General features: G+C 54.6%; 14 protein-coding genes. 11 read left to right on the top strand and 3 right to left on the bottom strand.

What is annotated here, in order from left to right; translation table 11 throughout:
- Positions 1-40 precede the first annotated feature (40 nt).
- The 3 genes from tdh (at position 41) to PFER_RS04275 (ending at position 4,445) form a co-directional block, all read left to right on the top strand.
- Positions 41-1,090, top strand: a complete 1,050-nt coding sequence (gene tdh / locus PFER_RS04285; protein ID WP_048149155.1) for an L-threonine 3-dehydrogenase — start codon at positions 41-43, stop codon at positions 1,088-1,090.
- A 166-nt stretch (positions 1,091-1,256) separates the two neighbouring features.
- The gene (locus PFER_RS04280) at positions 1,257-3,122 is read left to right on the top strand and encodes a phosphoenolpyruvate carboxykinase (GTP) (protein WP_048149153.1); all 1,866 of its coding nucleotides are present in this window, start codon (positions 1,257-1,259) and stop codon (positions 3,120-3,122) included.
- A 135-nt stretch (positions 3,123-3,257) separates the two neighbouring features.
- Complete coding sequence (locus PFER_RS04275) at positions 3,258-4,445, top strand: glycine C-acetyltransferase (protein WP_048149151.1); 1,188 nt, start codon at positions 3,258-3,260, stop codon at positions 4,443-4,445.
- A gap of 25 nt (positions 4,446-4,470) precedes the next feature.
- Here PFER_RS04275 and PFER_RS04270 read toward each other — a convergent pair whose 3' ends face one another.
- Positions 4,471-5,259 (bottom strand): hypothetical protein, encoded by a 789-nt coding sequence (locus PFER_RS04270; protein ID WP_048149149.1) that lies wholly within the window; start codon positions 5,257-5,259, stop codon positions 4,471-4,473.
- A 198-nt stretch (positions 5,260-5,457) separates the two neighbouring features.
- Here PFER_RS04270 and PFER_RS04265 point away from each other — a divergent pair, with 198 nt between their 5' ends.
- From PFER_RS04265 to PFER_RS04230, 8 genes are all read left to right on the top strand, one after another.
- Positions 5,458-5,985 carry a hypothetical protein gene (locus PFER_RS04265; protein ID WP_157255079.1) on the top strand — a complete coding sequence of 176 codons (528 nt, stop codon included), beginning with the start codon at positions 5,458-5,460 and terminating at the stop codon, positions 5,983-5,985.
- On the top strand, positions 5,937-6,272 hold the full coding sequence (locus PFER_RS04260) for a DUF835 domain-containing protein (protein ID WP_084593909.1): 336 nt from the start codon (positions 5,937-5,939) through the stop codon (positions 6,270-6,272). The genes PFER_RS04265 and PFER_RS04260 overlap by 49 nt, the downstream gene beginning before the upstream one ends.
- 86 nt (positions 6,273-6,358) lie before the next feature.
- Positions 6,359-6,784 (top strand): DUF835 domain-containing protein, encoded by a 426-nt coding sequence (locus PFER_RS04255; protein WP_052696180.1) that lies wholly within the window; start codon positions 6,359-6,361, stop codon positions 6,782-6,784.
- A gap of 25 nt (positions 6,785-6,809) precedes the next feature.
- On the top strand, positions 6,810-7,460 hold the full coding sequence (locus PFER_RS04250; protein WP_048149143.1) for an HAD family hydrolase: 651 nt from the start codon (positions 6,810-6,812) through the stop codon (positions 7,458-7,460).
- A gap of 74 nt (positions 7,461-7,534) precedes the next feature.
- The gene (locus PFER_RS04245; RefSeq protein WP_048149142.1) at positions 7,535-8,533 is read left to right on the top strand and encodes a membrane protein; all 999 of its coding nucleotides are present in this window, start codon (positions 7,535-7,537) and stop codon (positions 8,531-8,533) included.
- A 4-nt stretch (positions 8,534-8,537) separates the two neighbouring features.
- Positions 8,538-9,431, top strand: coding sequence for a zinc ribbon domain-containing protein (locus PFER_RS04240; protein ID WP_048149140.1), 894 nt, complete (start codon positions 8,538-8,540; stop codon positions 9,429-9,431).
- A 9-nt stretch (positions 9,432-9,440) separates the two neighbouring features.
- Entirely contained in the window at positions 9,441-9,935 is a 495-nt protein-coding gene (locus tag PFER_RS04235; protein WP_048149138.1) for a hypothetical protein, read from the top strand.
- Between the two features lies 1 nt (position 9,936).
- Positions 9,937-10,950: an SPFH domain-containing protein gene (locus tag PFER_RS04230; protein ID WP_048149136.1), complete on the top strand. Its 1,014-nt coding sequence runs from the start codon at positions 9,937-9,939 to the stop codon at positions 10,948-10,950.
- A gap of 357 nt (positions 10,951-11,307) precedes the next feature.
- Here PFER_RS04230 and PFER_RS04225 read toward each other — a convergent pair whose 3' ends face one another.
- The gene (locus PFER_RS04225) at positions 11,308-12,324 is read right to left on the bottom strand and encodes a M42 family metallopeptidase (protein ID WP_048149133.1); all 1,017 of its coding nucleotides are present in this window, start codon (positions 12,322-12,324) and stop codon (positions 11,308-11,310) included.
- A 46-nt stretch (positions 12,325-12,370) separates the two neighbouring features.
- A complete protein-coding gene (locus PFER_RS04220; protein WP_048149130.1) occupies positions 12,371-13,249 on the bottom strand; it encodes an AEC family transporter in 879 nt (292 codons plus the stop codon).
- Between the last annotated feature and the right edge of the window lie 645 nt (positions 13,250-13,894).

The raw sequence follows: 13,894 nt of genomic DNA, 5'->3' as shown, positions 1-13,894 counted from the left end.
GTTTAGATACTCATGTAATCGTTTTACGGAGATGATAACTATGGCTGAGAAGATGCCCGCAATCGTTAAGACTAAGCCCGCTTACGGTGCCGAGCTTGTTGAGGTTGACGTTCCAAAGCCCGGGCCTGGGGAGGTTCTCATAAGGGTTCTCGCGACCAGCATCTGCGGAACCGACCTCCACATCTACGAGTGGAACGAGTGGGCCCAGAGCAGGATTAAGCCGCCCCAGATAATGGGGCACGAGGTTGCCGGAGAGGTCGTTGAAGTCGGCCCTGGCGTTGACACACTCGAGGTTGGTGACTACATAAGCGCCGAGACCCATATAGTGTGCGGCAAGTGCTACGCGTGCCAGCGCGGCCAGTACCACGTCTGCCAGAACACGAAGATATTCGGTGTGGACATGGACGGCGTCTTCGCCACCTACGCCATAGTGCCAGCCCAGAACGCATGGAAGAACCCCAAGGGCATGAAGCCCGAGTACGCGACCCTCCAGGAGCCCCTTGGAAACGCGGTTGATACCGTTCTCTCGGGCCCGATTGCCGGAAGGAGCACCCTAATAACAGGAGCAGGCCCACTGGGCCTCCTTGGAATAACCGTGGCCAAGGCGAGCGGCGCTTATCCGGTCATCGTCAGCGAGCCGAGCGAGTTCAGGAGGGAACTGGCCAAGAAGGTGGGTGCTGACTACGTGGTGAACCCCATAGAGGAGGACCCCGTGAAGTTCGTTATGGACGTCACCGACGGCAAGGGTGTGGACGTCTTCCTCGAGTTCAGTGGGGCGCCGAAGGCACTTGAGCAGGGCCTCAAGGCGGTAACCCCCGCGGGGAGGGTTTCACTCCTCGGCCTCTTCCCGAGGGAGGTAACCTTTGACATCAACAACCTCGTGATATTCAAGGCCCTCGAGGTTCACGGCATAACTGGAAGGCACATATGGAACACGTGGATAACCGTCTCGAGGCTCATCCAGAGCGGCAAGCTCAACCTCGACCCCATAATCACCCACAAGTACAGGGGCTTCGACGACTTCGAGGAGGCCTTCGAGCTCATGCGCGCTGGGAAGACGGGTAAGGTCGTGTTCTTCCCCAAAGAATGACTTTTCTTTCATCCTCCATTTTGTTTTGGGGCACAATGACAATTCATCCAGCTTTTGTTTGATGTTCTGACGACAAAATGGCCGATAACTCCCTTTTTCCTGTCATTATGGCGAAAAAAGGATAAACCTCTTAAGGGGAAACTGCCACCCCAAGGTGGTGGTGATCATGAACGCTCTCGAAAAGCTTGAGGAACTCCTTGAACCGGAGCAGTTCGAGAAGGTTAAGGCCATAGACAATCCCGAGCTTCACGCTTTTTTAGCCGAATGGATTGAGTGGTTAGAACCAGATAGGGTCTTCGTCTGCACCGATAGGGAAGAGGACGAGGCCTACGTTAGGTGGAAGGCCCTCTACTACGGGGAGGAAAAGATGCTCGAGACCCTCAACCACACCGTTCACTACGACAACTACTACGACCAGGCAAGGGATAAAGCGAACACCGCCATCCTCACCCCCGGCGGGAAGAAGCTCCCCTACATCAACACAAAGGACCGCGATGAGGGCCTTAGGGAGATACGCGAGCTGATGAGGGGCGTTATGAAGGGCAAAGAACTGTTTGTCTGCTTCTTCGTTCTCGGGCCGAAAAACTCGATATTCACGATTCCCGCAGTTCAGCTCACCGATTCGGCTTATGTGGCTCATTCAGAGTTCATCCTCTACAGAAAGGGCTACGAGGAGTTCAAGCGCTTGGGCAGGAGCGCGAGGTTCTTCCGCTTTGTACACTCAGCTGGAGAGCTCGACGAGAGGAAGACAAGCAAGAACCTCGAGGATAGGAGGATATACATAGACCTCGAGGATGAAACCGTTTACTCCGTCAACACCCAGTACGGCGGCAACACGATTGGCTTGAAGAAGCTTGCATTCCGCCTTACGATCAAGAGGGCGGTTGAAGAGGGCTGGCTAAGCGAGCACATGTTTCTGATGAGGGTTAACGGCCCGCACGGCAGGAAGACCTACTTCACCGGAGCCTACCCGAGCATGTGCGGAAAGACCTCAACTGCCATGATAAGCTGGGAGAACATAGTGGGCGACGACCTAACGTTCACCCTTCCCGTGAACGGGGTAGCGAGGGGGGCGAACGTCGAGAAGGGAGTCTTTGGAATCATTCAGGGTGTGAATCCGGAGGACGACCCCATAATCTGGGGGATTCTTCACTCCCCCGTCGAGATAATCTTTTCGAACGTCCTCGTCAAGGACGGAAAGCCCTACTGGAACGACATGGGTGTTCCAATCCCCGACGAGGGCGAGAACCACAGCGGAAAGTGGTGGCGCGGAAAAAAAGACAAAGAGGGCAACGAGATACCGCCGAGCCACAAGAACGCGCGCTTTACCGTTTCGCTCGAACACTTCCCCAACGCCGACCTCGAGGCCCTTGAGAACCCGTGCGGCGTTGAGATTGGCGGCATGATATTCGGAGGCAGAGATGCCGACACCTGGCCGCCGGTGAGAGAAGCGTTCGACTGGAAGCACGGTGTTATAACGATGGGCGCCTCGCTTGAGAGCGAGACCACCGCGGCAACCCTCGGCAAGGAGGGGGTTAGGGCCTTCAACCCGATGGCCATCCTCGACTTCATGAGCGTTCACCTCGGCGACTACATAAGGAACTACCTCGACTTCGAGAAGCGCGTTAGAAAGACGCCGAAGATATTTGCCGTTAACTACTTCCTCCGCGAGAACGGCGAGTGGCTCAACCACAAACTCGACAAAGCTGTCTGGCTCAAGTGGATGGAGCTTCGCGTGCACGGAGACGTTGATGCAATAGAAACCCCAATTGGCTACATTCCGAAGTACAAGGATCTCGCTAGGCTCTTCAAAGAGGTTCTCAACAAGGAGTATACTAAGGATGACTACGAGATGCAGTTCAAGATAAGGGTTCCGGAGCTGTTAGCGAAGATAGACAGAATCGAGGAAATCTACAGGAAGCTTGAGGACGTTCCCGAGGAGCTGTTCAATGTCCTTGAGGAGGAAAGACAGAGGCTCCTTGGGGCCAGGGAGAAGTACGGGGATTATATCTCCCCGTTCCAACTCGAGTGACAGGTTTTCTCTTTGTCCATCATTTATTCATTCGGCGTTCTGATTGTCATTTTTTCAAAATTTCCGGGATTCCTATGAATGAGTATGGCTTAATCCTTTTATACTCATAAAACGTTAGTTTACCCGGTGGTTCTCATGGCGAAACTGGACTGGATTAGGGAAGAGCTCCAGGAGCTTAAGGACAAGGGGCTCTACGTGACCATAAGGAAGCTCGAAAGCGCCCAGGGCCCGTGGGTCGTCGTTGACGGCAAGAAGGTCCTCAACATGTGCTCGAACAACTACCTCGGCTTGGCCGCCCATCCCGAGATAAGGTACGCGGCCATAAGGGCCATTCTCGACTACGGTGTTGGAGCGGGGGCCGTCAGGACTATCGCCGGAACGATGGAGCTCCACGTGGAGCTCGAGGAGAAGTTGGCCAAGTTCAAGAAGCGCGAAGCGGCCATTCTTCTCCAGAGCGGCTACAACGCCAACCTTGGAGCTATAAGCGCGCTCCTCAAGAAGGGTGAGGATGGAGTCTTCATAAGTGAGGAGCTCAACCACGCGAGCATCATAGACGGAATGCGCCTCAGTGGGGCGCCAAAGGTTATCTACAAGCACCTCGACATGGAGGACCTCGAGAAGAGGCTTAAGGAGAACAAGGACAAGAAGAAGAAAATCATCGTGAGTGATGGCGTCTTCTCGATGGACGGTGACCTCGCGAAGCTCCCGGAGATGGCCGAGTTAGCGGAACAGTACGACGCGATAATCTACATTGACGACGCCCACGGTGAGGGTGTCCTCGGTGACAGCGGTAGAGGTATCGTTGACCACTTCAACCTCCACGACAGGGTTGACTTCGAGATGGGAACCCTAAGCAAGGCCTTCGGTGTCATAGGCGGCTACGTTGCCGGTCCAGAGGAGGCCATTGACTACCTCCGCCAGAGGGCCAGGCCGTTCCTCTTCTCAAGCGCGCCCAACCCGCCTGATGTTGCAGCGGCTATAGCGGCCGTTGAGATCCTCCAGAGGAGCGACGAGCTCGTCAGGAAGCTCTGGGACAACACCCACTTCCTCCAGAACGGCTTGAGAGAGCTCGGCTACGACCTCGGAGGAACCAAGCACCCGATCACGCCGGTCATGCTCTACGACGAGAAGCGCGCCCAGGAGTTCTCAAGGCGCTTATACGAGGAGTACAACATCTTCGCCCAGGCGATCGTCTATCCAACCGTCCCGCTCGGAACTGCCCGCATAAGGCTCGAACCTTCCGCCGGCCACAGCAAGGAGGACCTCCAGTACGTGCTCGACGCCTTCGAGGACCTCGGAAAGAAGACGGGCTTTTTGAAGTGAAGCCTATTCTTCTCTTTTTTGGCTTTTATGTTCCATCGTTGAGTCCGATGTACCATGCTACGAACATATAACCTACGAACGCGAGCGAAAGGTATAGGGATACCGTGACGAGAAGCACTCTCTTTTCCAAACTTATCTCCCTATTCATTGATCTTAGTTTGAAATTAAAGAGACTATCCAAGAAGCCTATAATGAGATACGGGATGATTGAAAATATTAGCAGACTTCCAATTTCCGAGGACAGCATTAGACCTGGGAGAATTCTCAACAGGAAAAAGCGGGCGAATCTTCCGGAAATAAACCCAACGACCGTTAGCAGGAGCTCAACCCCGAGATTTTTCTTCAGGGGGATTCCCAGGACTTTTTTAAGAAGTAGTCTTACGATAGGCCAATAAAATTCTGGGATTGTTATTGTGAGAACCAGAAGGAAAAATGAAACGGGGAGCATAATAAACCATGATATCTCCCCCGCTCCCACCATGACCGCGCCCAGCAGGGGGAAGCTGAGTTTTGCTAGGATCTGGGCGCGCGGTAAGTTGTATCCTCGTAGGTGTTCTATTCCAACCCATACGATTCCGGCGAGGGGAAAGTACACTGTCAGAACAGTTCCCATCAGCGCATCACTGTAAAACTTTGAGTACAGCCCATTTACTCCTATCACGGCGAATATGAAACCTGTAATTATAACCAACGAGCCGAGGAATGCCCTTAAAGCGCTCTCTTTGGCAAATTTTGTCCTAAGCCACGCCGACAGAAGGGCCGAGGGACCCGCCCAAATAAAGGCAAAAATTAATACTCCTTCCAGTAGGTCCATATTAATCCCTTTAATTGGCAGTAATTTTTTTATTTATAAAGATTTTGCAACGAGAAAGAAGACCGGGTTCCTGAAGTGAACCCTTTCTCTTTCACCATTTTGGTAGGTAAATGTTGTTTTTTTAGTGTAACTAAAAGCAACTATAAAGACTCGTTAGTAAAAATTTTTAAATAGATACGCCCTGAAAAATATAACGCCATGTGGCCAATTGCGGGCATGGCCTCAATATCCCTTATGCTGATGCTCCTCGTTCTGCTGGTGGTTAGTCTCAGGTATCGGCGGGGGTTTGTATCGAAGTATCCCTCCCTCGGGCGCTCATATGACGTTATGACCGTGGGCTGGGCCGTAGCGGCATTCTCCAAGCTTCTGTTCCTCCCGCTCGATCTCAATGACTGGGGACTCATAGGACTTTCTCTCCGGGATGTGATGCTTTTCAGCGGGGCGGGAAACGTTCTAATGGGATTTGCAGTGTTTCTTTTTATCGTGGGGTGGACGGGGATGATAACCTCCGTCATGAAGCGCCACACCCTCGCACCCGTTGTGGAGTTCGAGGGAAATGAAACCGAGTTCCCCAGTCCGGGGCTGTACCTCATTTTTGACAGGGAAAGGGCCTATTCAGAGTTTTTGTTCCTCATTAAGGGCCATCCGGGCCTTATAATAAGCAGAACCCCCCAAAGCTGCTCCAGGAGAGACTGGGCCTCAATAAGACCCCCATACTGTGGATAACGAAGGTTGATGACGATACAGGCGTCAACCCCACGAGGCTGCCCTATCTGATGTCCCTGCTCCTCGATTTCATGCATCAAAGCGAGGTTTCGCCCGTTATACTCTTCGATGGATTCGAGTACATGGTGCTGGAGAACGGCTTCGATGCCATGTTCAAATTCCTGGTCACGCTGAAGGACTACGCCTACATTCACAGGAGCACGGTTATCCTCTTCGTTGAGATTGAGGCACTCTCCAGAAAGGAGAGGGCGCTTCTCCTCTCGGAGTTCCCACTGCTTGAGGATTGAGTTTCTGTCCCTGCATGTGCACCTACATAACCACTTACACAAAAACACCTTAAATTCTGTTTTCGAGGTAAATACGGGCGAGGGCGATGATCGGGGAGCTCATAAGCCATGTTGTAGACACCTCCGAACGGCACACCCCCGACAGGGTATTTCTGGTTAGTTCGCTCAATGAGGTTAAGGCTCAGGATGCTCTCTTCTTCTCCCGGAGTTTCCGTGGGAAAGAGGGATGGCGAGTACTCCCCGTGAGCCAGGTTAACGGCATACCGCCTACTGAGCTGCACAAACTTCTCCACGAGGCAGTTCAATACCTTCGGGAGCGCTTTGAGGGCACGGTAGTGCTCGACTGCCTGGAGTACCTTGTCCTCTACAACGGCTTCGAAAGCGTCGTGCGTTTCCTCCATGACCTCAAGGACTACGTTATTCTCTACGGGGGGAGGCTCTACATCGTGACTTCCCCGGGGGTCTGGAGCAGGAGAGAGTACGCACTCCTCCATGGACTGGCGAAGGTTTAAATATTCTCCCCTCCAACGTGGCCCCATGAGGGGACTCATTTTTGACGTTGACGAGACCCTCGTTTACTACGAGGGCTACGACCACAGGGAATGGTACGAGAAGTGGGTTCTGCCCGAGCTGAGGAAGAGGGGGATTGACCTCGACTACGAGACCTACAGGAAAACCGTGCGGGGAGACCTGCCGAGGAGCTACGTCAAGAGGTTTGGAATAGACCACGTGGAGTTCTGGAGGCTTGTTGACGGGGTGAACCTCCGATACAGGAAGGAGATGGCTCGCCTTGGCAGGATAAAGCCTTTTCCAGATGTGGGTGCACTTGAGGAGCTAAAAAGGATGGGGCTGAAGCTCGCCGCGGTCAGCAACGCCTCCCAGGACTGCGTGGAGTTTGTACTTCACCTCTTTAACTTAGGGGGTTATTTTGACGCTGTCTATGGCAAGGACTACTCGAACCTCGACGGGGTTAAGCCGAACCCGTACCTAATTGAGAAGGCCCTCAAAACGCTCTCCCTGAAGCCCTGGGAGGCCCTCATGGTCGGCGACAGCCACCACGACGTAATAGCGGGAAAGCGCGCGGGGATGAAGGTGGTCAACGTCACCCGCTTCGGCAGGGTGGAGGGGGCCGATTACTACGTGGAAAACCTCTGGGAGCTCGTGGAGCTCGTTAAGGGTATGCTCTGACCTCATTACTACAACCCATTAAAATCTCCGGCACCCTTAAATACCTTGAGGGTCCTACCTATACCGTGATGGCCATGGAAGAGGTCGGTTTTAAGTGCGAGAGGTGTGGTGCACCCCTCGAGGTTTCTCCAGAGACAATAATCGCGATATGCCCCTACTGTGGTTTTCCCAACCACATAAGCGGCAGTATGGAGACCGAGAAGGTCTACATCGTGCCCACCCTGGACAAGAACGCCGTGGCCAAGGCCTTCTGGGATCGCGTTGAGAGGGACTTCGATCTGAGAAGAATGAAGGAGAAGCTCGACATCGTGGACATCGAGGGCCACTACGCCCCCTACTGGGTCGGAACGGTTCACGTTGAGGGTATCGTTGAGTACACGGTGAGGGAGGAGGAGTGTCACACCGATTCGAAGGGCAACACCCACTGCCATACGGTGGAGAGGCACTACAGGGACCGGGTGAACGAGAACCTCGACCTCATAGGCTCCGCGAGGAGGCAGGTTAAGAGCCTCGGGGTGGAGGATTTGATCAGGCACTACTCAAAGACGAAGCCCCGGGGAAAGAAGCTCCTCGAGCTGGACGAAGATGAATGGGGCAGGATTAAGCTCGAAATACTGAACACCGAGATGGATGAGGCACAGGCGAAGAGCATAATGCACGAGGACGCGATAGACGTTATAAGGGACCGCTACTCGTCAAAGGCGGACAGGATAGACCGCTTCGATGTGAGGGCGGATGAGCCTCAAAACGCTCACCTCGTGCTCCTTCCAATGTGGACGGTGTACTACAAGTTCGAGAACTCGATATTCCACGTTGTCTTTGCAGGCTGGGACGGGAAGGACGTCATGGCAACGGAGCCGATGGCTGCATGGAGGCGCGCGCAGTACCTCGCGGGTACTCTTTTAGGAATCCTCGTGGGAGGGGCTGGCGTTGCGTACACGGCCGGAAGTGGCTGGGTTCTCCCCGCGTTCTCTATACTCATCGGGACAGGGATAAGCGCCTACTTTGGACGGCTCGTTCTTGAGGGTCAGCGCATCGAGCGGAGCGGCACTTTCTTTGGCATGAGGGGGTGAGAGAATGGAGGTTCAGTGTCCCACATGTTCGGCAAAGTTCAAGGTTCCGGATACGGTGAGCATCGCCACGTGCCCCTACTGCGGGACGACTTTCCACGTTCACACCGGCGAGGAGACGGGTGAGCACTTCTTCTTCCCGCCGATGAAAAAGGACGCTGGAGGGGTTCTTCTCAAGTTCCTCTCGAGGCAGTACGGGGCCCCTGCCGATATAACCGGCGCCAGGGTCACCAAGAAGGAGCTTCACTGGGTCCCCGTGTACTTCTTCTACCTCCACGGAAGGAGCACTCGCTGGGAGACCATAGAGGAGGTTCGCTTTTTGGGCGTCCCCGCGGGTTCCCCGTTGAAGGGGCTCCTCGGAGGTTATCCGTTCCCGGTGAGGGGCAAACGCTTCTTCGATGAGGCCGTGGTGAAAAAGGGGAAGTACTACGAACCGGAGGTTTCGAAGGAGGAGGCCGAGGCGATTGCAAGGAGTTTTATGGAAAGCGCCCTCAGGAGTGAGGCCGCGGAGGAGGACAAGTCCCTCGGCGGCGTGGAGATAGAGACAAAGTACCAGGGTCTGGTTCACTACCCCGTCTGGGAGGTTCAATACGAGTACAGCGGAGAGTCCTTCACAGGCTACGTGGACGGAACCGACGGCAGGGTGATACTCGGGGAGTACCCCCTTATGGGCGAAGCAAGAAAGAAGGCCACCCTTCTCGGCGCGGCGGTGCTGGGGACCGGGGTCGTTCTGGGGGTGGTGTTCGCTGGAATTTACGGGAGCGCCCTTGGACTGCTGGGCAGCATAATCCCCGCGGGGGCCGGGGCCTTCGGGATATTCTCCAAGGGCTCCGTGAAGAGGAGAAAGGTTAGCGAGGTCATGAAGACCGGAAAAGGTAACCTCTACTTCAGGAAGATGTGAGGTGATAACATGGGAAAGGAAACTTCGATAGTTGAAAAACTTGAGCTCGCCATTCCGGGCTTCCACGGCTACAAGCAGAAGGAGCTTTTGAGGGAAGACGACAGGCTCGTCCGCGGAAAGGTGGCGGACGTGCTCGCCCAGGCCAGGCGCGAGGTGGAGAGGGCACTTCAGAGGTGCGCAATGGTGAACTGTCAACAGCTGATGGCGATAGACACTATGAGGAAGAAGCTCATGGCCCTTGAAAGCAGGGTGAGGCACGCCGAGGCCGGTTACGCGGGCTACTTCGACAGAATAAAGTTCAGGGAAGAGGAGATAAAGAAGCTCATTGAGTACGATGCGAAGATGCTGGAGCTTGCGGAGGGAATATTGAACGGCGTCGGGGCCATAAACGGTCAGATAGCCAACCCGCAGGCGCTGGGAATGGCGGTTCTGGACCTCGACGACAAGCTGAACTCCTTCGAGGAGGTTCTGAACAAGAGGATGAGTTTCGCGGCGGGTGAGTGATATGGTGCAGGTAATCGAATGGGTCAACCCTGGAGAGGATGAGATAATCTGGCGCTACCCCAACGAGGTCATAAAGTGGGGTGCTCAGCTGATAGTCCACGAGTACGAAGTGGCAATCTTCATGCGCGATGGGAAGGTCTACGACGTTCTCGGGCCGGGGAGGCATACGCTAACGACGCAGAATTTGCCCCTCCTCTACAAGCTCGTGGGGGGGAGCAACAGCCCCTTCAAGGCAACCGTCATCTTCGTGAGCATGAAGCAGTTCCAGGGGCGCTACGGTGGGGAGACGCAGACGAGGGAGCTCGCCCCGGTAAAGTACTACGGCGTCTACTGGTTCAAGGTTGCCGATCCGGTTCTCTTCCTGACTGAGGTGGTCGGCGGCCAGAGCCTTTACGATACAGGTGACGTCACCAAGTTCATCAGAGCATACTTCAACGAGGGCATGATGAAGCACCTCAGCGCTTACTCGATAGTTGACCTCTTCCAGAACCTCGACATGGTCAGCACGCAGGTGAAGGTCAAGCTCATGGAGGACTTCAGAAGGTTAGGCCTTGAACTCGTCGATGTGAAGATAGAGGGCGTGAACACCACAGATGAGTGGCGCCAGAGGCTCTTCTGGATAATGCAGACCGGCAACGCTCAAACCGTTATGCAGATGGACACGGCGAAGCAGGTGGCAGCGGAACTCGGAAAGAGCGGGAGCGCTTCCGTTGGGACCGGAATGGTTCTGATCCCACAGCTGATGCAGCCGCAGGCCCCAGCCCAGCCGGCGCAACCGGCCCAGCCCTACGCCGGCGGTGGAGTTCCCCCGGCCGGCTACCAGAACCAGCCTCCACAACAGGCCACTCCGGCCCAGGCCCAGCAGCAGGAGATATGTCCCTACTGCGGCAAGCCGATTCCACCCGGAGCGAGGTTCTGCCCCTACTGCGGCCACGAGATAAAGCGCTGCCCCAACGGTCACATAGTCCCTGAAGGGGCCAAGTTCTGCCCGGTCTGCGGGGCAAAGATCGAGTGAGCTTTTCCTTTTTATTTACTCCCTCAGCTCTCCCTTGAGCCGGAGGTATTCCTCCTTTGTCAGCGGGAAATCTCTAGCGGACTTTAAAAGAGAGTTTACAAGCCTTACCTGCTGCCTGAACACTCCATCCGGATTATCCTTTAACCGCTCGACGTAGAGTTTTATGAACTCGAGCCTCCCCCCATGTCGCGTTTAGAACGGAAGCTCGACCTTGAGCTCTTGGCAATACTCATGGAGAAGACTCCTGTCCAGAGAGTTCTTAAATAGCTCATATAGGAAGTTCCCCATGGCCCTTCCCAGAGGAATCTTGGATCTCCATTTATTTATCCCTTTTGCATGGGTAGAAAAGGGGAGGGATCAAACCCCGAACCTCTCCTCGATGTAGGCCCTTATGAGATCCTTCGTGGCGAGCATGCCCTTAACGTGCGTCCTCTCCATGCCATGGCTCGCGTGGACGCCCTGGCCGATGAGGGCAACCCTGAAGTCCCAGCCGGCCCTCAGAGCGGCGGAGCCGTCGGAGCCGTAGTAGGGGAAGACGTCCACTAAGTGGGGGATGTTCCTCTTCTCCGCCAGCTCAATCAGCTTCGTCGTCATCTCGTAGTCGTAGGGACCGCTTGAATCTTTGGCGGCTATTGAGACGGCCGTCTCCTTTCCTGCAGTTCCCTCACCGACGACGCCCATATCAACGACGAGGAGTTCCTTCGTGCTCCTGGGATAGCCCGCCGAACCGCCGTGGCCGACCTCCTCGTAGGGCGAGAAGAAGAAAGCCACCGGGAGCTTTTCGAGCTCGCTTCCAAGGTCGAGCATGAGGTCAATTAGCACGGCAACGCTCGCCTTGTCGTCAAGGAAGTGGGCCTTTACAAAGCCGTTCACGTATTCGAACTTCGGGTCGAAGGCTATGAAATCACCCGGCCTTATGCCGAGCTTTTCCGTATCTTCCTTCTTCTCGACCTCGGCATCGAGCCTTATGTACATGTTCTCCTCCTTGCGCTCTTTCTTTCCCGCTTCCCTGTTCACGTGGACGCTCGGGTTCTTGAGGAGGAGCGTGCCCCTATAGCGCTTCCCCGAGCGGGTGATTATCGTGCAGTACTCGCCCTCAAAGGCAGGAAGGAGGAGACCGCCAACCCTCGTGAAGCTCAGGTGCCCATCTGGAAGGATCCCCTTCACCATTGCTCCCAGCGTATCAACGTGTGCCGCTATAACGAGCTCCGGCTCCGGGTGATTTCCGGCTATTAGCGCGCTCTTGTTGGTGTAGTAGGTCTTAATCCCGGCCTCGTTGAGCTTTTTCTCAATGTGGCCCAGGACTTCCCTTGTGTAGCCCGTGGGGGAGGGTATCTCGAGGATTTCCTTCAGAATCTCCACGACGCGTTCCATGTTACCACCGTTCAAAAATCACTCGAAGGGTTAAAAAGCCCATCGCTCAAACGCCCAGGGCCTTGATGGCCACGAAGAAGACGAGCGTTATCAGGGTGAGCACCACAGTGACCCCTATCCCCTCCCCCGCCTTCAGGCCGTAGTGGGCCAGAAGGACGTTCGCCATTATCGCAGGAGGCATCGTGGACTCAACCAGGACTGCGTAGTAAACGTCCCCCGCCCCCTTCAGCGTCAGGAAGACGAAGAGGAAGGGGACGACGCTCCTGAAGAGGGCCACCTCCGCCAGATGCCTCACTCTGAACTCCCTGAGGTTTATCCTCGTGCCGAAGTACACGAGGAGGAGGGGTATGCTCCACCAGCCCACGGCTTTGGCGGGTTCGAGGAGCCACGGGGGCAGCTTAACGCCCATCCCAACGAGCCCCAGTGCCAGCAGGTTTGCCGCCGTGGGCGGGAACTTCAGCGCCTTTTTGAGGCTCTCCCTTACGGATGCCTTCCCACTCGAGTAGTGGGCCGCTATGAAGGTCGCCAGCGGAAGGACGATGAGGCTGTTGGTGGTGGAGTAGAGTATCGCCGGCGTTATATCGTCGAGGAAGAGGCTCGCTATGGGGAATCCCATCGCGGCGGTGTTCGGATAGACGGAGAGGACCATCAGCGCGCCGCCCCATTTTTCATCTCCCACGAAGAGCCGGGTGTAGAGGTATGAGAGGCCGAGGCTTAGGATGATTATGAGGAGGACGTAGATGAAGACGAGCTTTATGGTGAGGAGGTACTCCAGGTCCTTGCTCGCGACGTTGCCGAAGACGAAGAGCGTAAGGAGAAACCGTGTGGAGAACGTGCTGAGCACCTGGAATACCCTCTCCTCCCTGACGGCGTATTTGAGGGCGTATCCTATGGCTATTAGGGCCAGCATCTGGTATATGTCCATGCTCTAACCTACAGCTCAGCGTTTAAAAGTCTGTCGAGCGGTATGGTCCGGATTGGGATCAATCTGGCGTGACCCCATCACGCTCAAAACGCTCCTTCCCTCCATCCGCTTCCCCTGAGGGCTTATTTTTAGAATTGACAACCGGAGAATTGGAGGGAAGTCTTTAGTAACCCGTTGTTATCATTTAACAAAAAGTCATAAATTTTTGGAAATTTTGTAACGAAATTCTTTCGGAGTTTCAAAAAAGGCATATCGGGGCTTCTTTAATATCCCATCCTCGTGTAAATTTAATATTTTGGCGTAAAAACGCGTGAAAGCCGGATAATTCGCGTTTAAAATTCTCTGAATGCCCGGGAAGTCTCGTGTACGTGACTGTACATTTCATTAACGGAGGAATGAAAACCCACCTCTACCTGAAAAATCTGCCCACAAGCCTTGGATTGGAGGCTTTTGATGGCTTTTTGAAGCACCCTCTGTGGAAAAGCTTATAAAATTCAAGTGCTCTTATCAGTTTAAAGGGCAAAAGAAGGAAAAATTCGCCCTGTTGCAATAAGACTCTAGGAGAATTGAAAGTTCGTGTAGTAGGTACTCCAACGCCCATGACATCTTATGTTGCAATAAGACTCTAGGAGAATTGAAAGTGCG

It is taken from the genome of Palaeococcus ferrophilus DSM 13482 (assembly GCF_000966265.1).
In the GTDB taxonomy this organism is placed as follows: domain Archaea; phylum Methanobacteriota_B; class Thermococci; order Thermococcales; family Thermococcaceae; genus Palaeococcus; species Palaeococcus ferrophilus.
The sequence above is the reverse complement of the archived record's forward strand: the minus strand, read 5'-3'. Positions and strand labels throughout refer to the sequence as shown.

Coding starts and splice junctions, on each gene's coding strand:
- PFER_RS04220 (WP_048149130.1), bottom strand. CDS start 13,249: ATGGACATATACCAGATGCTGGCCCTAATAGCCATAGGATACGCCCTC.
- PFER_RS04265 (WP_157255079.1), top strand. CDS start 5,458: ATGTGGCCAATTGCGGGCATGGCCTCAATATCCCTTATGCTGATGCTC.
- PFER_RS04280 (WP_048149153.1), top strand. CDS start 1,257: ATGAACGCTCTCGAAAAGCTTGAGGAACTCCTTGAACCGGAGCAGTTC.
- PFER_RS04245 (WP_048149142.1), top strand. CDS start 7,535: ATGGAAGAGGTCGGTTTTAAGTGCGAGAGGTGTGGTGCACCCCTCGAG.
- PFER_RS04250 (WP_048149143.1), top strand. CDS start 6,810: ATGAGGGGACTCATTTTTGACGTTGACGAGACCCTCGTTTACTACGAG.
- PFER_RS04255 (WP_052696180.1), top strand. CDS start 6,359: ATGATCGGGGAGCTCATAAGCCATGTTGTAGACACCTCCGAACGGCAC.
- PFER_RS04225 (WP_048149133.1), bottom strand. CDS start 12,324: ATGGAACGCGTCGTGGAGATTCTGAAGGAAATCCTCGAGATACCCTCC.
- PFER_RS04235 (WP_048149138.1), top strand. CDS start 9,441: ATGGGAAAGGAAACTTCGATAGTTGAAAAACTTGAGCTCGCCATTCCG.
- PFER_RS04275 (WP_048149151.1), top strand. CDS start 3,258: ATGGCGAAACTGGACTGGATTAGGGAAGAGCTCCAGGAGCTTAAGGAC.
- PFER_RS04270 (WP_048149149.1), bottom strand. CDS start 5,259: ATGGACCTACTGGAAGGAGTATTAATTTTTGCCTTTATTTGGGCGGGT.
- tdh (WP_048149155.1), top strand. CDS start 41: ATGGCTGAGAAGATGCCCGCAATCGTTAAGACTAAGCCCGCTTACGGT.
- PFER_RS04230 (WP_048149136.1), top strand. CDS start 9,937: ATGGTGCAGGTAATCGAATGGGTCAACCCTGGAGAGGATGAGATAATC.
- PFER_RS04240 (WP_048149140.1), top strand. CDS start 8,538: ATGGAGGTTCAGTGTCCCACATGTTCGGCAAAGTTCAAGGTTCCGGAT.